Source organism: Saccharothrix sp. CCNWYY140, from assembly GCF_037401995.1.
In the GTDB taxonomy this organism is placed as follows: Bacteria; Actinomycetota; Actinomycetes; order Mycobacteriales; family Pseudonocardiaceae; genus Actinosynnema.
Genome location: NZ_JBBEGC010000084.1, coordinates 1 through 21159 on the forward strand (window position 1 = coordinate 1; position 21159 = coordinate 21159).

17 protein-coding genes are annotated in these 21159 nt (G+C 71.2%); 9 read left to right on the top strand and 8 right to left on the bottom strand.

Translation table 11 applies throughout. The features are described 5' to 3' along the window. Positions 1 to 186 precede the first annotated feature (186 nt). Complete coding sequence (locus tag WBN91_RS28295; protein ID WP_337723065.1) at positions 187 to 753, top strand: GNAT family N-acetyltransferase; 567 nt, start codon at positions 187 to 189, stop codon at positions 751 to 753. 23 nt (positions 754 to 776) lie between these two features. On the opposite strand, the gene WBN91_RS28300 is transcribed toward WBN91_RS28295, so the two are convergent. Both WBN91_RS28300 and WBN91_RS28305 read right to left on the bottom strand, forming a co-directional pair. Continuing rightward, entirely contained in the window at positions 777 to 1985 is a 1209-nt protein-coding gene (locus WBN91_RS28300; protein ID WP_337723064.1) for a S8 family serine peptidase, read from the bottom strand. Positions 1986 to 2310: 325 nt separating this feature from the next. Further along, entirely contained in the window at positions 2311 to 2967 is a 657-nt protein-coding gene (locus WBN91_RS28305) for a class I SAM-dependent methyltransferase (protein WP_337723063.1), read from the bottom strand. An 83-nt stretch (positions 2968 to 3050) separates the two neighbouring features. Between WBN91_RS28305 and WBN91_RS28310 the strand changes: the two genes are divergently transcribed. Then, positions 3051 to 3659 carry a TetR/AcrR family transcriptional regulator gene (locus WBN91_RS28310; protein ID WP_337723062.1) on the top strand — a complete coding sequence of 203 codons (609 nt, stop codon included), beginning with the start codon at positions 3051 to 3053 and terminating at the stop codon, positions 3657 to 3659. A 54-nt stretch (positions 3660 to 3713) separates the two neighbouring features. Here the strand turns inward: WBN91_RS28310 and WBN91_RS28315 are convergent, their stop codons facing one another. After that, positions 3714 to 4013 (bottom strand): hypothetical protein, encoded by a 300-nt coding sequence (locus WBN91_RS28315; RefSeq protein WP_337723061.1) that lies wholly within the window; start codon positions 4011 to 4013, stop codon positions 3714 to 3716. 264 nt (positions 4014 to 4277) lie between these two features. On the opposite strand from WBN91_RS28315, the gene WBN91_RS28320 reads away from it, so the two are divergent. The 5 genes from WBN91_RS28320 to WBN91_RS28340 are packed head-to-tail and all read left to right on the top strand — an operon-like array spanning position 4278 to position 8221. After that, positions 4278 to 4667 carry a hypothetical protein gene (locus tag WBN91_RS28320; RefSeq protein ID WP_337723060.1) on the top strand — a complete coding sequence of 130 codons (390 nt, stop codon included), beginning with the start codon at positions 4278 to 4280 and terminating at the stop codon, positions 4665 to 4667. A gap of 2 nt (positions 4668 to 4669) precedes the next feature. Beyond that, a complete protein-coding gene (locus tag WBN91_RS28325; RefSeq protein ID WP_337723059.1) occupies positions 4670 to 5254 on the top strand; it encodes a hypothetical protein in 585 nt (194 codons plus the stop codon). After that, complete coding sequence (locus tag WBN91_RS28330; RefSeq protein ID WP_337723058.1) at positions 5251 to 6120, top strand: hypothetical protein; 870 nt, start codon at positions 5251 to 5253, stop codon at positions 6118 to 6120. The genes WBN91_RS28325 and WBN91_RS28330 overlap by 4 nt, the downstream gene beginning before the upstream one ends. A 5-nt stretch (positions 6121 to 6125) precedes the next feature. Next, positions 6126 to 6905: a hypothetical protein gene (locus WBN91_RS28335; protein ID WP_337723057.1), complete on the top strand. Its 780-nt coding sequence runs from the start codon at positions 6126 to 6128 to the stop codon at positions 6903 to 6905. Next, positions 6905 to 8221, top strand: a complete 1317-nt coding sequence (locus WBN91_RS28340) for a hypothetical protein (RefSeq protein ID WP_337723056.1) — start codon at positions 6905 to 6907, stop codon at positions 8219 to 8221. The genes WBN91_RS28335 and WBN91_RS28340 overlap by 1 nt, the downstream gene beginning before the upstream one ends. Here the strand turns inward: WBN91_RS28340 and WBN91_RS28345 are convergent. Next, positions 8218 to 9729 (bottom strand): TIR domain-containing protein, encoded by a 1512-nt coding sequence (locus WBN91_RS28345; protein WP_337729413.1) that lies wholly within the window; start codon positions 9727 to 9729, stop codon positions 8218 to 8220. The two genes, WBN91_RS28340 and WBN91_RS28345, sit on opposite strands and share 4 nt — an antisense overlap. A 77-nt stretch (positions 9730 to 9806) precedes the next feature. After that, entirely contained in the window at positions 9807 to 10463 is a 657-nt protein-coding gene (locus tag WBN91_RS28350; RefSeq protein ID WP_337723055.1) for a hypothetical protein, read from the bottom strand. A 102-nt stretch (positions 10464 to 10565) separates the two neighbouring features. On the opposite strand from WBN91_RS28350, the gene WBN91_RS28355 reads away from it, so the two are divergent. Further along, the gene (locus tag WBN91_RS28355; RefSeq protein ID WP_337723054.1) at positions 10566 to 15713 is read left to right on the top strand and encodes a CHAT domain-containing protein; all 5148 of its coding nucleotides are present in this window, start codon (positions 10566 to 10568) and stop codon (positions 15711 to 15713) included. A 21-nt stretch (positions 15714 to 15734) separates the two neighbouring features. Here WBN91_RS28355 and WBN91_RS28360 read toward each other — a convergent pair whose 3' ends face one another. The 3 genes from WBN91_RS28360 to WBN91_RS28370 form a co-directional block, all read right to left on the bottom strand. Then, positions 15735 to 16157, bottom strand: coding sequence for a DUF4396 domain-containing protein (locus WBN91_RS28360; RefSeq protein WP_443217817.1), 423 nt, complete (start codon positions 16155 to 16157; stop codon positions 15735 to 15737). 201 nt (positions 16158 to 16358) lie between these two features. After that, complete coding sequence (locus WBN91_RS28365; protein WP_337723052.1) at positions 16359 to 16580, bottom strand: heavy-metal-associated domain-containing protein; 222 nt, start codon at positions 16578 to 16580, stop codon at positions 16359 to 16361. A 233-nt stretch (positions 16581 to 16813) separates the two neighbouring features. Next, positions 16814 to 17962 (bottom strand): MFS transporter, encoded by a 1149-nt coding sequence (locus WBN91_RS28370; RefSeq protein ID WP_337723051.1) that lies wholly within the window; start codon positions 17960 to 17962, stop codon positions 16814 to 16816. Between the two features lie 367 nt (positions 17963 to 18329). On the opposite strand from WBN91_RS28370, the gene WBN91_RS28375 reads away from it, so the two are divergent. Then, positions 18330 to 20471 (top strand): ATP-binding protein, encoded by a 2142-nt coding sequence (locus WBN91_RS28375; RefSeq protein WP_337723050.1) that lies wholly within the window; start codon positions 18330 to 18332, stop codon positions 20469 to 20471. Positions 20472 to 21159: the final 688 nt, after the last annotated feature.

Consider the following 21159-nt stretch of genomic DNA (forward strand, 5'->3'; position numbering starts at 1 on the left):
CCCGCCGGCGAGGCGCTTTTGATCTTTGAACCGGACTTTCCACCGACAAGCCCACGCTTCGCGGGTCCAAACGCAACGCGCTCCGCACTCGTTCCATGTATGCCGGCTGGCGGAGTACCCGGCCGATCAGCGCGCGGGCTGTGCTGTCGTAACCTGGCCAGTGCGAGATCATTGCGGGAGGATGCGATGTCGTCGAGCGCTGAACCGGTCGAACCGGTCAAACCGTTCGTGCGGGAAGCCAGGCCCGACGACGTGGTGGCGATCTGCCGTTTCGGCGAGGCGCACATTCGACCGCACTACGCCCCGCTGATCGGCGTTGCCGCAGCGGATGAGCAGGTCCGCAGGTGGTGGAACGAGACGCACGTCGACGCAGCCGTAGCCGAGGGCCTGGTGGTCGTCGCAGAGCCTGACGCCGAGACTGACGCCGAGACTGACGGGCACGTCGTCGGCGTCGGGCAGCGCGGGCGCAGAGGAGCCGACCACGTCGTCTACAAGCTCTACGTCCACCCCCGACATCGCGGCCACGGCCTGGGCCTGCGGCTGCTCGATGCCCTCATCAAACAGCTGCCCGCCGACACCGATCGGCTGTACGTCGAACATTTCGCGGCCAACGAGCGCGCGGGTGCGTTCTACGAGCGTGAGGGCTTCACGGTGGAAAGGATCGAGCCAAGTCCCACCGGCAACCCCGCACTCGGAGTGGTGTGGCGCGCACGCCCGCTGGCCGCATCCGCTGAGACGCCTGAACACGCCTGAACACGCCTCAGGCGGTCTGACGTCTAGAACGTGGCCACGTTGAGCAAGCGCTCGTGCGTAGCGTCTGGGTCAGTGCCCGTGTTCCAGCTATCGGTACCAGCCGCCTGAAGAGCAGACTTCACACCCGCCGGAGACGCCGTGGCATGGGTCGCCTTGTACAGAGCCGCGCCTCCAGCCACATGCGGGCTGGCCATCGACGTACCGGAAATCGTGTTGTAGCCGCCACCCTTCCACGCCGACAAGATGCAGACACCGGGCGCGATGAGATCCACATCCGCGCCATAGTTGGAGAAGTCGGCAAACGTGTCATCCACATCCGTACGGCACGTAGCCGCCGCACCCCCACCCGGTTGGCCATTGAAGTCCGCCAGGGCGCTCACCGTAATCACCTCGTCGTACGCAGCAGGCACAAACGACGACGAGTTGGAGGCGCTGTTACCCGCTGCCACAACGTAGGTGACACCCGCCGCGACCGAACGGCAGATGGCCTCGTGCATGGCGTCCCTGTTGGTGCCACAGGCGCTGTCGCTACCAGAGCCTCCCAGGCTCATGTTGGCAACCTCGATCTCGTTGGCGTGCGCCGTGACGTAGTCGATGCCGCAGATGATGTCGGAGAAGCTGCCGCTGCCCTGGGCGTTGAGCACCCTGACCGGCCAGATACGAGCGCCCGGCGCGACGCCCACCACGCCGACGCCGTTGTCCAAGGCGCCGATCGTGCCTGCGACGTGGGTGCCGTGGCCGTTGCCGTCGTCGGCGCTTCTGCCGGTGGAGCAGTTCTTGGCGCCTGCCGTGTTGACGTTGAGGTCGGGGTGGTCGAGGTCTACGCCCGTGTCGATCACGGCGACATCCACGGCCACCCGCTGGTCGGTGCCGTCGATGCGGGCGGTCGGGCTGAGTTCGGTGTCCACGCGGTCGATGCCGGTGGGGGTGGTTTGAGCGGTTGCGGTGGCGACACCGTCTGGCTGGACCAGCACCACGCGCGGGTCCCGGGCCAGACGGGCCGCTGCGGCGGCGGTCATCCGGCCGGAGTAGCCGTGCAGGGCGCTGGAGTAGACGTGCTCGACGGTGGTGGCGTGTTCGGCGGCCACCGACGACACCGACGAGGCGGTGAACCCGTCGGCCAGCACGACGATGTACCCGCTGGTCCGCGCGTCGGCGTGACCGGGTACGGCGGGGAGGACGGAGGCTAGGAGGACGGCTGCGAGCAGGGACTTGCCGACAAGGCGACGCATGGCGCTCCTGAAGTGGCGGCGGTTGCAGGGGCCACGATGCTCCCACCACCCGGCACGGAATATCACTGCGCCGTTCGAGGGACTCCGCACCACGCTCAGTGTTCCGACGAAGCCGAATCAGCGGGCTCGGAGTCGGCCTTCCTGTTGCGCCAAGCCTTCCCAGCCGCCGCACCGAGCAGCACGTGCCCAACCAGGGCAAGCAACGCGACGACCAAGCCCGCCTGGTACCCGAGTCCTATGTGGATGATCAGTCCCACAACGACCGCGAGCACAAGCGCAATACGCGTCAAATGCCGACTCGCACCCTGACGAGACGGGTGCCGCTTCACGCTTTGCCCGCACGGACGCAGTGGAAGAACGCGCCGACCTGATGGGTCGAGATGACGTTGAGGCCGGCCTCTGCCATCATCGGCGCGATCCGCTCAACCGGGTTGTGGCTCATCATCTCGCCGCCCGTGATCGCACGGACCAGGTGCCGCCCCACCCCACTGCGCGGCGGACGGAAGTCAGCGATCAGCACCCGTCCGCCCGGCTTGAGGACCCGGCGCATCTCCGCATAAGCGGTGGCGCGGTGCTCCTCGGGGATGTGGTGCACAGCCAGGGCGGAGACGATCACGTCGAACGACTCGTCCTCGAACGGCAACGCCTCCGCGTGACCGATCTCGAACGTGCACGTACCACTCCCCCGCAACCGCCGCGCCTCTTCGACCATCGGCTCCGACACGTCCACCCCCACCGCACTGCCGCCCGCCCCGGCAGCCAGCGAGGTCAGGTAGCCCGGACCGCAGCCGATGTCCAGCACCCGGTCACCGGCCCGCACCCCGGCCAGCTCGACGAACCGGCTGTAGGTGCGCCGCCGCCGTCCCGCGAACACCACGACCGACAACATCTCGTACGTGTGCGCGTACCGGATCGCCCCCGGCGCGTCGTCGTGCCCGTGACCGTGCCCGCGTCCGTGTCCGTGCCGTCGGGTCCTGTGCATGTCCGGCTCCTAACTTAGTCGTCACTAAGAACGAGCTTAGTCACGACTAAGTTCCGCCGGCAAGGGCGACTAGGATCGGGTCCGTGACCGAACAGCAGGTGCGCCGCACGAGGATGAGCGCCCAGGACCGCCGCGAGTCGATCCTCGTCGCGGCCACCGAGGTGTTCGCCGAGGTCGGCTACCTGCGCGGCAAGACCTCGGCCGTCGCCAAGCGGCTCGGGGTCAGCGAACCGGTGGTCTTCCAGAACTTCGGCACCAAGGCCGCGCTGTTCGCCGCCGTGGTGGAGCGGGCCGCCGACCACGTCTGCCGGATGGTCGAGCGCGTGACCGACAGCGGCATCCCGGTCACCGACATGCTGCGCATGATGCTCAACCCGAACCACCTCAAGGTGGTGCACAGCGCGGGCACGGTCGGCGCGATCTTCGCCGACGCGTCCACCATCACCGACGAGCCCGAGGTCGAAGCCGCCGCCCGCGCCTCGACCCGCCGTTTCGCGACCGCGCTGACCGCCCTGTTCACCCGCGGCAAGCACCGCGGCGAACTGCGCCCGGACCTCGACGCCGAGGCGGCGGCGTGGTGGCTGCTGTCCGTCCTGGCCTCCCAGAAGTTCCGCCAGGCCACCGCCGCCGACCCGGACGCGGTCGAGGCGCGGCTGGCCGAGAGCACCCTGGCCTTCCTACTGGAGCAGTGAGCACCGACCACCCGGCCGCGAGACCAGCCCGTCCACCGTGGACCTCAGGCGGGGTTACGGCATCAGCCTGCGTGCCATGAGGTCGGCCACCCACCGGTCGGCACGGGCGCACATGTCGGCCTCCGAACCGCGCGCGTGCCCGGCCACGACGTCCCCCGACCACAGCACCAGCGCCACGACACCGTCCCGGACCGGCGTGAGGCCGATCAGCCAGCGGCGGCCGTCGTGGACGATGCGGCGTTCGGCGGTCAGCCACCGGCCGCGCTGGTCGGTCTCCACCTGCCAGGCCGGCGACGACGCCGCCAGCTCCGCGACGGAGCGCGGTCGCGGGGTGTGCGCGTGGTGGTCGTTCATGTCCATCACGATGACACGGCCGTGGCCCGCCAGACGACCCGGCACGCGGGCCGACCACGTCCCCGCCCCGGATGTCCGCAGGTCGGGACGGTGACGGAGGCGGCCACGGACGGCGTCCACAGTGGAGTGGGCACTGTCCGGGTCAAGGGGCGAGCACTACGCCATTCGGGGGTAACGCGTGTGACCGGCGACACACATAGCGGCCGGCCGACGACTGACAGGTGAGTGCCCGCCCGCCCGCACGGAGGTGCCCGGTGGACCGCGATGCCTGAGTGGATGCGCAGCCAGTTCATGGCGCCGGTGTACGCGTTGCTGATCTCCTTCGGCGTCGCACTCGCGCTGGGCGCCAACACCAAGCCGTCCAACGACCTGACGATCAGCCTGGTCACCGCCGGTCCCGACGGCCAAAGGAATCCCGCGACCGGGATGGCGGGACGCGCGGTGAACGTCGCCGACGCGGCCTTCAACACGACTTTCGAGGTCGACGGCGGCGGCTCGATCAAGGTCCCTCCGGCGGCCGGCCGACTGGTGGTGTGCGTGTCGCTGCCCGACGGCTGGCGGGTGGCGAAGAGCCAGCCGGGCGCTCTGTCGTCGCGGTGCGTGCTCACGGACCAGTCCACCGGCGACCTCGCCATCCTCGTCGAGAGGGGCTGACGGTGTCCGAACGGGTCTTGGCGCAGGTGGTCCGGTGGTTGACCGTGGTGCTCGCGGCGGCAGGTGCGTTGGTCGGCATCGCCCCCTTCACCGAGCTCGGCTTCGTGCAACGGCTGCTGGTCGCGGTCGTCAGCGGAGTGCTCGGCATCGCCCTCGCGCTGCTGTGGGTCGCCGCCGTCAAAAAGCCCGACCCAGTACCCATCACCCCACCACCAACGCCACCACGTCCAGCACCCAGCCCACCGCCGCCACCCACACCCACACCGGCACCCGCACCCGCACCGGACGCGAACGGCCAGTGGTGGAACCGGACCAGCGCACCCGCCGCCACACCACAAGCGGCACAAGCGCCGAGGGAATCGGTGTCCCTGAACGACTTCGACGCGCACCGGGCACAGATCGCCCAGTGCCCGCGCTGCGGCGGCTTCGAGCTGGACGTGCGGCAGGACGGCCACGCGTGCGCGTTCACCTGCCGCAACCCCGACTGCCGCACCACCTGGGAGTGGCTGCCGGGCACGGCGTGGCCGGCGACGGTCGTGCGGCGCAACCTGACCCGAGCGGTCCCCGCCGACGAGGAGCGACGATGAGCACAGGCACGTACCGGCAGTGGGTGTCGCGGGCGACGCCCGGCTGCGTCGTCATCCTGCTGGACCGGTCGGACTCGATGAAACTGCCGTGGGGCGCGACCGGCGGGTCGCTCGCGGTGGGCGCGGCGCTGGCGGTCAACAACATCCTGCTCGACATGTGCGTCAAGGCCACCATCGAGGTCAACGCGCCGGTTCGGCACTACTTCGACGTGGGCGTGTTCAGCTACGGCGCGCGGATCACCGGTCCCGGCGGCGAGGGCGTGGAGGCCGCGTTCGGCGGTGCGCTGGCCGGGCGCGGGCTGGTGCCGCTGCCGGAGCTGGCGGCCAACCCGTTCGCGGTGCGCGACGAGCCGTCCATCGACGCGATGCCGGTCAGCGTGAAGATGCCGGTGTGGGTGGACCCGGTGCACGGCTACCGCACGCCCATGTGCCAGGCGGTCGAGGTCGCCGGGGCGCACGTCTTCGACTGGGCCGCCGCGCACCCGGACTCGTTCCCGCCGATCATCATCAACATCACCGACGGCATGGTCACGGACAGCCCATACCAGGGCGCGACCTTGCAGGACTGGGTCAAGCGGCTGACCTCCATCGAGACCGCCGACGGCCCCGCGCTGTTCTTCAACATCTTCCTGTCCCCCACCGACTCGCACGAGGTCGTCTTCCCGGCCACGCCCGCCGGCCTGCCGCTGCCGGGACCGGAGTTGTTCGCGTTGAGCAGCGAGCTGCCGCCGACGATGGTGGACAACGCCCGTGCCGACGGCTACGACGTGCGACCGGGCGCGCGGGGCCTCGCGTTCAACGTGGGGCGCTCGACGTTGTTGCGCGTGCTCCAGATCGGCACCAGGGTGCCGGAACGGTCGAGGTGACGCCCGTGCACGCCTGGCAGGTCGTCTTCTCCGCGCCCAAGCACGGCAACGACCCGTGGGAGTGGGAGGACGGCGCCGCCGCCGTGCCGGGGGACCCGGCGACCGGTCGCGGTCCCCGGTTCGCGGTCGCGGATGGGGCCACCGAGGGTTTCGGCTCGGCGCGCTGGGCGATGCGGCTGGTGGAGGGGTTCGTGGCGGGCGACGTCGAGCTGACCGAGCGCTCGCTGCTCGGGTGGGCCGGCCGCGCGCAGGACGCGTGGCGGCACGACCCCGTGCTGTCCAGGGCATCGGGCCTGGAACTGTTCAAAGTGGACAGCGTCGGCTCGTTGGCCACCTTCCTCGGGTGCGAACTGGTCGACCTGGGCGGCCAGCGTCCGCGCTGGCGGGCCGTCGCCTTGGGCGACACCGTGCTCTTCCACGTGCGGGGCGACCGGCTCGTCACCCAGTTCCCGGACATCCCGGCGGACGGCTTCGGCACGAACCCCGCGGGCGTGCCGACCGCGCCCGCCGCGCTGCCCGGCGCGCTCGGCGGGGTGGAGTTCGCCGAGGGCGACCTCGCCGCGGGCGACCTGCTCTACCTGGCCACCGACGCCTTCGCGCAGTGGATGGTCCGCCGGGACGGCCCGGCGCTGTGGTCGGCGCTGGCCGGGCTGGACCACCCGGAGCGCTTCCGCGACCTGGTCGACGACCGGCGCGCGGCGCGGGAGATGACCAACGACGACGTCACCCTGATGCGGGTCAGCGTCGCCTCCCGACTGCCGGACCAGCTGGTGGTGGTCGTCTGATGCGGTACCCGGGTTTCGACGACTACATGAAGGCGGTGCAGCGGCCGGACGCGTTCACCACCGAGGAGCTGCGCAGCCTGGAACTGGTCGTGCACCCGGTCTTCCAGATCCCCTCGCCCGCCTCGGGCGCGAGCGCGGTCGTGTTCAAGGCGATGGCGGGCGACGAGCCCCGGGCACTGCGGTTCTTCACCCGCGCGGACGTCAGCACCAGCAGGCGGTACGACTCGCTGCACGGCCACTTCACCGCCCGCAGCCTCACCGACGCCGTCGCGCTGCCCCGGTGGATCGACGACGGCATCCGCGTCAACGGCCGCACCTGGCCCGTGGTCGAGATGCCGTGGGTCGAGGGCCACACCCTCAACCGGCACGTCGACGACCTGGTCACCCGCCACGACGTCGGCGCGCTCACCGACCTGGCCCGGTCGTGGCGCGACCTCGTGCAGCGGCTGCAACGAGCGGACTTCGCGCACGGCGACCTCCAGCACGGCAACGTCCTCGTGGACAGGCACGGCACCCTGCGGCTGGTGGACTTCGACTGCGCGTGGATCGAGGCCCTCGCCGCCGACAGACCACCGGTCGAGACCGGCCACCACAACTACCAGCCGCCGGACCGGCCGTGGGGGCGCTGGATGGACACCTTCCCCGGCCTGCTCATCTACCTGGCGCTGTCGGCCCTGGCCCGCAGGCCCACGTGGGCGGCGCTCAACACTGACGACAACCTCCTGTTCACCCAGCAGGACTTCCGGTCGTTCGACACGCCGACGTGGCGACACTTGGCGAGCCTGGGCGACCCGTGGGTGGACGAACTGGCGGAGCGGCTCAAGTCGTGCTGCCGTCCCGGGTGGGCGGCGGCGGGCGCGCTGGAGGAGCTGCTGAGCCCCGCGGCGGCACCGTGGTGGCAACGCACGCCGACCGTCGTCGCGGGCACCGCCACGCACCAGGTGCCCCCGCCCCGGCCGGAAGTGCCACCCACCGCGTGGACGCCGCCGACACCCCCGCCCGCTCCGGTGCCGCCCAGATCACAGCGGCCCAGCCCACAGCCGCCCAGCCCACGGCCGCCGCAACCGGTGCGGCCGGGGGCGAACTGGTGGGAGGCGGTCCCGCCGCCCCCGCCGGTGCCCGTTCCCGCGCGCAAGAAGCCCGCCATCTGGGTCGTCCTGCTGTGTGCGGCGCTGGCTTATCTCACCGCCGGGCTGTCGTCCCACATCTTGCTCGTCGCGGGAGGCGGGGACGAGGAGCTCGCCGGGATGTTCGCCGCGCTCGCTTTCGTGGCCACGCTGATCGTCGGGCTCGTCAAGCGCGCGAAATCCGGTTAGAACACCCCGGAGAAGGCATACGCGAGCGCGCCCACGAGACCGGCGGCGGCGATGACAACCGCCGCTCGCGCCCGAGGTTCCTTGCGCGTCAACGAAACCAGGCCGAGCGACAGCCCCAGCGCGGACACGATCAACAGCATGACGGCACCCACTCGCACGGCCGCGCTCTCGTCCTGGGCCACCGCGAAGTACAGGAACGGCAGGCCGGTCGCGCCCAGCACGGCGCTCACGAACGCGAGAGCACGTTCCTTGGGCGGCTCGGGAACCGGTTGCGGTGCCGGGGGTTCTTCCGACTTCTGCGCGCCCCACCACGGTGCGGTGGGCGCGGACGGTGTCGGGGCGGGTTCCGGGGCAGGTCTCGGGGTGGAGGGGCCGTTGGTGACGAGGGGGCGGAGCCAGGCGGGTGCGCCCTCTCCCGGCGGTCCGGCGGCGGGCTCCGGTTCGCGCGATGCAGGTCGGTGCGAACCAGGTCGGTGCGAACCAGGTCGGTGCGATCCGGGTTGGGGCGGCTCGAGCTGGGGCGGCTCGGGTTTCGGCGACTCGGGTTTCGGGGTGGCGGGGGTGCCCCACTGGTGCGCGGGCGCGAGCTTGGGCGGCGGCGTGTGGGTCGGCGGATCGGACTTCTTCACCCTTGGCGGCGGTGCGGGCGGGGCCGGCGTCTCCCCCCGAGGTCGCGGCACTGGCTCGACCTCGGCCTCCGACTTGGCGTCGGACCTGGCCTCCGGCTTGGGGCCGGACTTGGTGTCGGGTTCGGGCTCCGGCTTGGACCTCGGCTTGGACTCCGACTTGGTTTGAGCCTTGCCCTGGCGCCAGTGGTCGGTCGGGGGCAGGCGGGTGGCGCCGTCCTCCGCCACCACCACGAGGGGTTCGGCGGTCTCCAGCAGGGCGTCGATCTCCTCGGCGTTGCCCACGGTCAGTTCCTTGCGCCCGCGCAACTCCTTGAGCAGCTTGACGATGTCCGCGCGCGCCACGGCGTCGTCCTCGTTGCGCAGCTTGCTGCGGAACTGGCCGATGAGCACGTCCTGGTCGTCGGCCGGGATCGGCTTGGGACCGAGCCGCTCGGCCATCCGGTACAGGTACTCGAACGGCACGGTGGGCGGGTCCGGCAGCGGGTCGGGCAGCCGCACCTGGCGGCTGGCCAGGTCGGCGAGCGAGGCGACCAGCGCCAGCACGGCCTCGGGCGTGCGTTCCCGGTAGTCGATCGCCTGCGTCTCCATGATGGGGATGCGGGTGTTGTGCACCGCGCCGACCTGCACCGGCAGCACGGGGATGCCGAGCTTCTTGGCGTAGTCCAGCTCCTCCTGGCACGGCCGCGACCGCCACGACGCGTCGGACAGCGCGAACACGAACACCCTGGTCTGCTGGATGGTCTGGATGATCTCGCGCCACCACTGCTCGCCGCCGTGGATCTCGTGGTCCATCCACACCGGCCAGTGCAACCGCTCCAGGTCGTCGCGCAGCGCCTGGACGGTCGGCTCGTCGTTGCGGGTGTAGCTGATGAAGATGATGGCCGCTCACCCCCTCCCCACCTACTCGTGGCATCGTCGGCGGACGGGGGCGCGTTGCGGACAAGCACCCGAATGGCCTAACGTCCGGACGGGTCCAAAGCGGACTCGACGACCGCGACGAAGTCCTCCGCCGTGACCACGCGGGTGAGCCCGGACCTGGCGATGACAGCCGCCCTGTGGTCGCACGGACCGCCACGGACCGCTGCGGCGATCGCGTCCGCGGTGCGGCCGGTGTCGGCGAGCACCACGACGGGCCGGTCGTGCTCGATGCTGTGCGCCGCGTCGGTGTAGGTGATGTCGCCGCCGTTGACCAGCAACGTCACCGAGGGCGACCCGTCCGCGAGCACGGACACCGCCTTCGCCAGCCACGGCGACTCGTCGCCCCACGCGTCACCCGGCACGAACACGTGCACGTGGTGCGGTTCCAGCGCCGTGTCGCCCAACGCGGCCTCCGCGACCACGCCGACCAGCGTCAAGCCGTCGGCGAGGTCGCCGATCACCCGCATGACACCGGCGTCGGTGCCGCCGTCCACCACCGCCGCGCCCCGGGCCACCAGCACCGGCAGCAGCTCGCGCAGCAGGCCCCGGACGCGCTCGGTGTCGGCGGCGCTCATGCCGCCCGCGCCGCCCACGAGCGCCAGCACGGGCCGTCCCCGGCGCACCCCCAGGCGGTCCAACGCGGAGGCCAGCCCGGCGACGTCGGCCACGCGCGCGATCCGGTCGTCGGTGTCCACGACACCAATATGGCCCACCGGCGGCGGCCGTGGGTCGTAACGGGGCCGGTGCGGGCGTCGAGATACAACAGGAGGCGGACGCACCACGAGGCAGGTGCCACCATGACCGACTTCACCCTCCGGGGCAGGCCCGTAGCGGACCAGGCCGACGACGACTTCGCGCGGCTGTACGGCGACGACGTCGGGTACGCGGTGCGCGGGGAGGTCCAGGTCGCCGGCACCGGCCGCGGTGACACCGAGAGCGTCACGCTGTCCGGTGAGGACGACGACGTCGTCGAGGTGGAGGACACCGACGGCGTGGTGCACTTCTACCGCGCCGCGACCCTGGTGTCCCGGGCGGAGGTCGGCCGGCGCGGGGACGTCACCGCCTTCCTCGACGAGCGCACCCGTGACGGCGGGTCGCGGCTGGCCTCCGTGCGGCGGGTGAAGGCCAAGCTGCCCGAGGACGTGCGGGACGCGGTGCGCGAACTCGACGCCGCCACGGGTCCCGCGCTGTCCCGGTCCGGGGTGCTCGACTCGGTGCAGGGCGTGGTCGCCGGCCGGGTGGCGGAGGTGGCGCTGGACGCCGCCGCCAAGGCCGCGGTGCGCAAGCTGGTCGACTTCATCGACGCTCCCGGACGGACCGACGCGCCGGAGAAGGTGTGGCGGCGCAAGCCGAAACCCCGTGGCGTCTACTCGGTCGGCGTCGACCTCGAACTCGCGCCGGGCGACCTCCTCCAGGCGCCGCCGGCGTCGGGCGGCGACCCGTACCTGGTGCTGGTGCACGGCACGTTCTCGCACACCGAGGCGGCGTTCGGGAAGCTGCGCGGCACCCCGGAGTGGACCCGGATCGTCGAGCGCTACGAGGGCCGGGTGCTCGCGCTCGAACACGCCACCCTCGGCCTGACGCCCGCCCAGAACGCGCTGCTGGCCGTGCCGCACCTGCCCGACGCGCCCCTGCACCTGGTCACCCACTCGCGTGGCGGGCTGGTGGGCGAGGTGCTCAGCTACGCCGCCGCGCACGAGCCCGCGATGGCCGCCTACGAAGGCCTCGACCACCCGGACGTGGACGCGTTGCCCCGGCTGCGCCGCGAGTTGGCGGACCGGCAGCTGCGGGTGCGGCGCTTCGCCCGTGTCGCCTGCCCGGCGATGGGCACCACCCTCGCGTCCGGGCGCATCGACAGGTGGGCGTCGTTCCTGTTCAACGTCTTCCACCTGGTGCCGGTGCTGCGCGAGACCGGGATCGCCGCGCTGATCAAGAAGTTCCTGCTGACCGTGCTGGAGCAGCGCATCGACCCGCGGGTGATGCCCGGGATGGAAGCGCAGATGCCCGAGTCGCCGTTCCTGCGGACGCTGCTGGCCGCGCCGCCGCTGGACGACGGGCTCGGCGCGATCACCGGTGACGCCCAGGGCCGGGGGCTGCTGAGCAAGCTGCTGGTCCGGGGCGCGGACCTGTTCTACGGCGAGGACCACGACCTGGTCGTGCCCACGTCGTCGATGTCCGGCGGTGCCGCGCGGGTGCGGTCGCGGTGCACGTCGTTCCAGGGTTCGCGGGTCAACCACGGCAGTTACTTCGCCAACGAGGACAGCCGGCGGGCGCTGGAGAACTGGCTCGCCGACGACGACGTGGCGGCCTTCGACACGCCGCCGGCGCCGCACTGGCCGGTGCGCCGGGGCGAGGAGAAGGTGTCCGGCGAGGTGCTCGTCGTGCCCGACCTGCTCGGCTCGACGCTGGTGCACGACGGCGTCACCCTGTGGCCGGACCCGGCGCGGCTGGTCGCGCACGGGCCGGGCAAGGTCCTCGGCGGCCGGGACGGCGAGCCGGGCGGGCTCGTGCCGAACTACGCGCTGCTCACCTCGGCGCTGGCCGGCCGGTACGCGGTGGCGGAGTGGCCGTTCGACCCGCGCCGCGACCTCGACGAGCTGGCCCGGGAGCTGGCCGGGAAGCTGGACACCGGCCGGCCGGTGCACGTCGTCGCGCACGGCGCGGGCGCGCTGGTCCTGCTCGCCGCCCTGCGCTCGGTGGGCGACCGCTGGAACGCGGCGGGCGGGCGGGCCGTGCTGCTCGGACCGCCGCTGCGGGGCAGTTGGCTGGCGCGGGCGCGGCTGGCGGGGAAGGACGAGTTCACCGCCGCGGTGGCACTGCTGGACCACCGCGCGGACGCCGCCGTGGTCGGGTCCTGGTTCCAGGAATGGCCGCTGCTGCGGGCGCTCGACCCGGAGGCGGCCGACGCGCGGGCGGCCCTGCTGCCCAAGAGCTGGACCGGGATCACGGCGGTCTACGGGAGCGCCGAGCGCACGGTGTGCGGGCAGAAGGACGACGTGTTCCGCGTGTCCGCCGACGGTGACGGGTTCGCCTGCCGTGCAGGTGGCGCACCGGCCGGGCCGGTCACCTGGTACGCGCTGGTGCCGCACGCCGACCTACCGTCCGACACGGACACCGCCGCCGCCGTGCTCGACCTGCTGGCCGGCCGCGCGCCCGGTCGGTTGCTGCGCTCGCCGACCGCCCGGTCCGGTGTGGACGGTGACCTCGCCGACGCGCGCGGCCTGCTGGTGCTGCCCACCGCCGACCACCTCGTGCGCACCGCGTGGGGCGGCGGGCGGCGCGCGACGGCCCGCCGGAAGGCGCTGCGGGTCGGCGTGGTGCACGGCGACCTGCGCTGGGCCACCGGTTCGGTGCTCGTCGGGCACCAGGACGGCACGCCGATCAGCGGCGCGGAGCGGGCGCTGGACGCGTGCCTGGGCGGCGCGCTCGAACGCCGGATCGCCTTCCGGCAGTACCCCGGGCGGCTGGGCACGTGCGAGGTGTTCGGCGCGGTGGACAGCCCGTGCGGCGTGGTGATCGGCCTGGGCGACGCGGGCGACCTCACGCCCGGCGCGCTCATCGCGGGCGTCACCGGCGCAGCGCTCAAGCTCGCCGCGATGCACGAGGACCGGGCGCCGCGCGGCTCGTCGGACGTGCCGGTGTCGATCTGCTCGGTGCTCATCGGGACCGCGCTGGTGCCGCCGATGCCGGTCGACAACGCGGTCACCGCGATCATCGCCGGCGTCCGGCAGGCCAACCGGCGGCTGGAGGACCTGCGGTCGCCGGTCCGCGTCGACGAGCTGAAGATCGTGGAGCTGTACGAGGAGCGGGCGATCCAGGCCACGAAAGCGGCGGTGCGGCTCGCGCAGACCCTCGACTCCGACGGCGGCGAGGTGGTCGTGGAGCGGCGGCTGCTCGACGGCGTCGACGGCAAGCCCGGCGCGCCCGCGCCCTACCGCGAGGGCGTGTGGCGGACCGTCCGCATCGTCGCCGAGGGCTCCGACCGGACCGACCGGCTGGGCGCGTTGTCGTTCACCAGCATCGGCCGGTCCGCGCGCGCCGAGCAGCGGGTGAACTCCGCGCAGCGCAAGCTGCTGGACGCGCTGGTCGCCGAGGCCATCGCCGACCACCACCCGGACGAGCAGCTCTACAACACCCTCTACGAACTGCTCGTGCCCAACGCCCTGAAGGGCCAGGGCTACGGCAGCGAGAACCTCCTGATGGTGGTGGACGAGCAGGCGGGTTCCCTGCCGCTGGAGATGCTGGCCAGCCGCACCCACGACCAGGACGTGGAACCGCTGGCCGTCGAGGTCGGCGTCATCCGCCGGCTGGAGACCCGCTCGTTCGCCGAGTCCACCCGACCCTCCTCCGGGCACGCGGCGCTGGTCATCGGGGACCCGGCGGGCACCGGGCTGCCCCGCCTGCCCGCGGCGCGCGAGGAGGCGCGGCGGGTGGAGAAGCTGTTGAAGAGCCGCGGGTACGACGTCACGGCGATCATCGCCCGCGACGACGACCGCGAGGACGTCGTGCCGATCCTCAACGCGTTGTTCCGGCAGGAGTACCGGATCGTCCACATCGCCGGGCACGGCCGCTACGACCCCGACGACCCGTCGCGCAGCGGGGTGGTCATCGGCGACGACATCCACCTGGGCGCGCTGGAGATCGCGAAGATGCGCACCACCCCGGACGTCGTGTTCCTCAACTGCTGCCACCTCGGCGCGATGCGGCGGCACCCGGCGGCCGAGCAGCGCGCGGACCTGCTGGCCTCCAGCATCTCGCGCCAGCTGGTCGAGAACGGGGTGCGCGCGGTCGTCGCGGCGGGGTGGGCGGTGGACGACGAGGCGGCGCACGAGTTCGCCACGACGTTCTACAGCGGACTGCTCAGCGGCGGCGACCTCGGCACCGCCGCCCTCAACGCGCGCCGAGTCGTGCACGACCGGCACCGCGCCACCAACACGTGGGGCGCCTACCAGGTCTACGGGCCGCCCGCGTTCCGGCTCGACCCCGCCGGCGGTGGCGTCGTCCACCGCGAGGAACTGGTCGCGCGCCGGGAGTTCCGCGACGCGCTGGCCGACCTGCGGCAGCGGGCCGGCGACGCGCCCGACACCGTGGTGGGCGCGATCGCCGCGGAGTTGGGGGAACTGGTCGCGGACGTGCCCGCGGAGTGGCTCGGCGGCGGGGAGAACGCCGCGATCGGTGACGTGTGGGCGTCGCTGGCGCTCTACGAGCAGGCGGTGACGTGCTACGAGGCCGCGCAGCTGGACTGGTCGGACTCGGGGTCGGTGCGGTCGGTGGAGCAGCTGGTGAACGTGCGGGCGAAGTGGGCGGTCGAGCTGACCAAGACCCCGAACCCGGCGTTGCCGTCACCGGACGCGCTGCTGGGCGACGCGGAGAAGGCCGCCGGGCTGCTGCTGAAGATGAGCGAGACGCCCGAGCGGTGGGCGCTGCTGGGCGGCGTGGCCCGCCGGCGTGCGCAGTGCGTGTCCCGGGGCAAGCGCAAGGCGTTGACCAACGCCTTGGTGGAGGCCAGGGAGCATTACGACAGGGCCGTGGCCCTGCACCGCGAGCGGTACGGGACCGTGTACTACTACCCGGCGCTGAACGTCGTGGTCCTGGGCTGGCTCGCCCACGAGCGCGACCCCGGGCAGCCGTTCGACCGGGACGACGCGACGAAGCTGGTCGAGGAGTCCCGGCAGGCTGCGGCGGGCGTGCGCCGCCCCGACTTCTGGTCCCGCGTCACGCCGGCGGACGCGGACTTCGCCCAGGCCCTGGTGGACGGGGTGCTGGACGTCGAGCGGATCGCGGCGGCCTACTCCACCGCGTTCGCCCAGTCGAGCCGACGCGACCGGGCGTCCGTGCTCGACCACCTGGAACTCGTGGCCCACGCCCTGCCGACGTCCACGGACGCGCTCGGTGCGGCGGTGTCGGACCTGCGGACGAAGCTGGCGGAGTGGACGCCCGAGTGAGGCCCACTCCGCCCGCGACCGTCAGCGGTGGTAAGCGTGCACGACCGCGTGGCCGGCGCCCCGACCGATCAACCACTTGTTCACCGGCACGGTCAACACGAACGCCACGGCCAGCGAGAACGCCAGCGCGCCCCAGAACAGGATGCTCGACACCCCCGCCTCCATCGCACCGGGCACGACGACCATCACCGTGTTGTCGATGATCTCCATGACGAGGATCGACAGGGTGTCGGCGGCCAACGCCACCTTCAGCGCCTGCTTGAACCCGACACCGGCCTTGAGCACGCCGCGCATGGTCAACGCGTAGCCGAACACGAACGCCAGCGCCACGGCCAGCACGATCGTGGCCACGTTGCCCCAGCCCAGGGAGGTGCCGATGATCATGCCGAGCACCTCGCCGATGGCACAGCCGGTGAGGCAGTGCAGCGTGGCGGACACGGCCATGCCCCAGGTCGCGCCACCCGCGTGCCCGTGGTTCTCGTGGCCTGCGTGGTTCTCATGGCCTGCGCGGTTCTCATGGCTTTCGTGGTGCTCGTGCTGCATCTCAACTCCCCGTTGTTCAATACCCCCAGGGGGTACGCGGAGGGGAGGTTAACACGCCTTTTGCGAGGATCCCTCGCTTTGTGCGGTCAACCACACCCCGCCTCAGGCGCGCGAGACGGCGTACCCCACGCCTTCGACAGCAGCGGCGACAGCCGACTCGTCCACCGGACCGGAGACGCTGAGCCTGCCACCCGCGATGTCCACCCGCACGTCCTGGACGCCGGCCAGGCCCTGCACGGCGGTGCTGACCTTGGCGGCACACCCGCCACACGTCATGCCCTGGACGACGAAGTCGAGGCCGGCGGTCTCGTTGGTGTTCGACATTGCTTGTCCGTTCCCTTCGGTTGAAATATACCCGGTGGGGGTATGCGGACGATAGCATACCCCCATGCCGTAGTAGGTTCAGGCGACCCGCGCCGGGACCCGGTCCTCGTTCTTCTTGCGGCTCCCACCCAGCGTGATCACCGCCAGCCCCGCGCCACCGAGCGCGACAACCGCCGCCGCGACGAACGCCGCCGAGTACCCCCTCGGTCAACGCGACCACGTCCCCGAGCTCGTCACCGCCCTGCGAGGTGGCGATCGCCGTCATGACCGCCAGCCCAAGCGCCGAGCCGACCTGGTAGGTGGTGTTGACGGTGCCCGACGCCAGCCCACCCTGCTCCGGCGCGACCCCGCTGATGGCGCTCATGGTGGCCGGGATGAACACCAGCGCCATGCCGATCGCCGAGACCAGCGAGCCCGGCAAGACGTCCGCGACAAAGCTGCCTGCGGCGTCCGCCGTGGCCAGCAGACCCAGCCCGCCACCGAGGACGACCAACCCGGTCACCAAGCACCTGCTGGACGTAGAGGTTCAGGAAGTACCACATCGGAATCCACGCCGCGCCCAGCAGCAGCATCGCGAGGTTGGCGGCGGCAAGGTCCGGCGTGCGCCAGACCTTCAACGGCATCAACGGATTGCGCACCGACCGGTGAACCAACGCAAACGCAACCAGCAATACCGCCGCGCCACCAAGCTGAAGGAGCGTCGAGACCGAGGTCCACCCCCTCTCGGGAGCCTGCACGATCGCGTACACCGCCAACGCGAGGCCTCCAGTCACCGCAATCGCACCACCGACATCCAGACCACCAGCCCGACCACGAACCGCAGGCAGCAACTTCGGCGTGAGCGCCAGAGTGAGCACCCCGATCGGAACGTAGAGGACGAACACCCACGGCCAGGTCAGCCACTCGGTGATCACCCCACCCAGGAACACCCCGGCCGTACCACCCGCAGGCGCGGCGGCCCCGTAGAAGGCCAGCGCCTTAGGCAGTTCCTTGGCCTGCCCCGCAAACAACACCATCAACAACGTCATCGCCGCCGGCGCCAACAACGCCGCACCCACACCCTGCACGGCACGACCAAGGACTTCGGTGCCAGCATCACCGGCCGCAGCGGCAACGATTGAGCCCAACGTGAGGACGCCCCAGCCCGCCGCAAAGACCGTCCGAGCACCCCACAGATCCGACAGCCGACCGCCGAGCAGGAGTAGACCTCCCAGCGCAACGGCGTAGGCGTTGAACCCCCATTGCAGCCAACTGGGCGTGAAGCCGAGCTGAGCCCGCATGTCCGGCAGGGCGCCAGCGATGATCGAGGTATCCATGATGACCATGAACTGAGCCGCAGCAAGCACGACAAGTGCCCACCAACGACGCGGATCGGGAGTCATGACCGTTCCTTCCTTCCAGGCCGTACATACCCCTAGGGGGTACACCATCCCCCACTGCAACTTCCCCGACCCGCACCGCTCAAGCCCCGCGGGCGCGCACCGGGACCGCGCCGCCGGCCCCGACCGTGGTCGGCACGCCCCTGCCCGCACTCGCCCGACGCCGCAACTCCGGAGTCGGGAAGTCGACGAGGCACAGTGAATTCGACAGGGAGTGCGACGAAATCTCGCATTCGAACATCGGGCATACCGCGAATCTCCGATGCGACTCTGTGATAGCGTCACCCGCCATCGACGCGCATCGACGCGCGGCCGTCGATTCCTGGGGTATCCGATACCAACGGCGCTGCCGCCGTGTTCGGAGGGTGACGTGAACAGCTTGGTGTCCAACAAGATCGACGGTTCCGACCATCCGGAGAACGTGGTCCAGAGCCGGGACGTCCAAGGCGGGATCCACTTTCACGGAACGTCGAAAGCATTACCCGTGCCGAGACAATTACCGGCGGTCTCGCGGTTCTTCACAGGTCGATCCGACGACTTGGAGATGCTCGACTCGCTATTGCGCGAGAACACGACCACACCGCACGCGGTGATCATCTCCACCATCGCCGGCATCGCTGGCGTCGGCAAGACCGCACTGGCCGTGTATTGGGCACACCGGATGCGCGACCGCTTCCCGGACGGCGAGCTCTACGTCAACCTCCGCGGTTACGACCCAGGCCTGCCCGTAGCCGCGGAGGAAGCCGTCGGACGGTTCCTGCGAGCACTGGACGTGCCGCCCGGCAAGATCCCCACCGACCTCGAGGAGCAGACGGCGCTGTACCGGTCGCTGCTCAACGGCCGGCGCATGCTCATCGTGCTGGACAACGCCGAGAACTCCGCTCAGGTCCGGCCGCTCCTCCCCGCCGCACCGGGGTGCCTGGTCCTGATCACCAGCCGCAGTCGGCTGTCCAGCCTCTCCGCGCACGACGGAGCCGTGCGGGTCACCCTCAAACCGTTGAAGGCCGAAGAGTCGTTCGAGCTGCTCAAGCAGGTGATCGGCGAAGGTCGCGTCGACGCCGAGCCGGACGCGGCGCGCCACCTGGCCGAGCGGTGCGGACACCTGCCGCTCGCCCTGAGGATCGCCGCCGAGTGGGTCGCGGCACGCCCGCACGCCAGGTTGGCCGACTTCGTGGAGAACCTCGCGATGGACCCCGGCCGTCTTGACGTGCTCGCGGTGGAAGGCGATGAGACGACGGCCGTGGCCGCGGCCTTCTCGTGGTCGTACCGGGCACTGCCTGCCGGGGCCGCGCGGGTGTTCCGGCTGCTCGGAGTGCACCCGGGAGCGGACATCGACCTGGCGGCTGTCGCGGCGGTGGCGAACATTTCCATCCGGGAAGCCGCGCAGACGATGGATTTGTTGGTCAGCAGCCACCTGGCCGAACAAACCGCACCCGTTCGCTATCAACTCCACGACCTGTTGAGAGCCTATGCGATCGAACGCGTGATGGCGGAGGACAGCCCGGAGGTCCGTGAAGAGGCCACACATCGCTTGCTCAAGTGGTACACGCACGCCTCGTCCGAGGCGGCCGTCCGGGTCGACATGAACCCTCGCATTCCGGTGACGTCGGAAGGCCTACCGGTGCACGCCGAATTCGGCGACCGCGACGAAGCGTGTCGGTGGCTGGAGGTGGAATTCGCCAACCTCGCCTGCGTGGTTCGTCTCGCCGTGGACGCCGGTTTCGATTCCTTGGCGTGGCGCCTGAGTGAGTCCTTGCACGGGTACGTGGTGCTTTCGAAACGACTGCTCGACGGGTTGGCCATCAGCGAGGCCGGCATCGACGCCGCTCGACGAAGCCGGGAAAGACCCGGTGAGGCTCTGACGCTGAACATGCACGCGCACGTGCTCAGCGACCTCGGCCGCTACGCCGAGGCCTTGGACTCCATGCAGAAGGCCCTCGAAGTCTGGCGGGCGGAGGACGACCGCCGAGGTCAGGCGAGGGCGTTGAACAACATCGGCTTCTGCTACCGCGAGTTGGGCCGGTACGACGAAGCGGTCGCCTACCTCGAAGAATCCCTCGGGCTGGCCCGACTCGAGCGCGACCGGCTGCATGAAGGCTTCGCCATGACGAACCTCGGCGAGACCTGTCGACGGCTGGGACGCCTCGACGACGCTCTGGCGAAGCTGCAAGTCGGGGTCGCACTCAGGCGCGAGGTGGGCGACCTCTGGGGAGAAGGCTTCGCCTTGAACAACTTGGCCGACACTTACCTCGACCTGAACCGCTTCGACGACGCGGTCGAGGTCCTGGGGGACGCGCTTGCCGTTCGCCGCCGCATCGGTGACCGGTGGGGCGAGGCGCAAACCTTGCACAGCCTCGGCATCGCGATGCGCGAGACCGGAGACCTCGACGCGGCACAGGAATTCCTGCGGCGAGCCGTGGAGATCTTCCAGGACCTCAACGACGTGAGAGCCCACGACGTGCGCTCCTGCCTGGACGACGTGGTGGGCCGTCTCGCCTCGAGCGGGGCCTGAGCGTCCATCGGGGTCTGGCGGAAAATCGATTGCCTCGCTGTGCGGGGGTTGAGCAGGATCGTGCTCATGGGTCTGTGACTAGTAGCAGTCAGGTGGGATGACGGCGGGTTCGTCGTGTCCTGCCGCACCGTGTGGAGCTCGTGCCGGGGTTCGGTGGCGGGCTTCCTTTGTGCGACGTCGGGTTGACGGCGTCGTGTCGGCCGGCGTGCTCGGTTGTGTTGCGCGCGGCTGTGTGCCACTGGATTCGGAAGGGCCTTGAGCCCTGTGCAGACCCTGGGGACTTGTCCATGAATGGTTTCCGCAGTGCGCTCGTCGGCGGCGCGCGGCCCGAGGTTGATCGGAAGGCGCTGTGGGTGGTTCGGGAGTTGGGGCTTCCGGCCATCGTGCGGAGTTGTGTGGCGTGCAGGGCGAGTCGCCATCTGCCCACCGGCAAGGTTCGGGTCGTCGACGCGGAGCCGGAGGTTCGGCCGTGCGGATGACGTGGGCGATCGTCCGGGGGACCACGGCGGCGGCTCGGATGGCCGCCGAGCGGGCGAGGGTTCTCCGGTGGGCCGGGCGAGATGGACGTGGGCGGGGTCGGGGGCCGGGGTCGGATCGACGGACGTGGCCCCGATCCACCTGACTGGCAACGGCTACTAGCGACACAGTGCGGCCCGCGGTCGTGGAGACCGTGGGCCGCGCGAAGTCG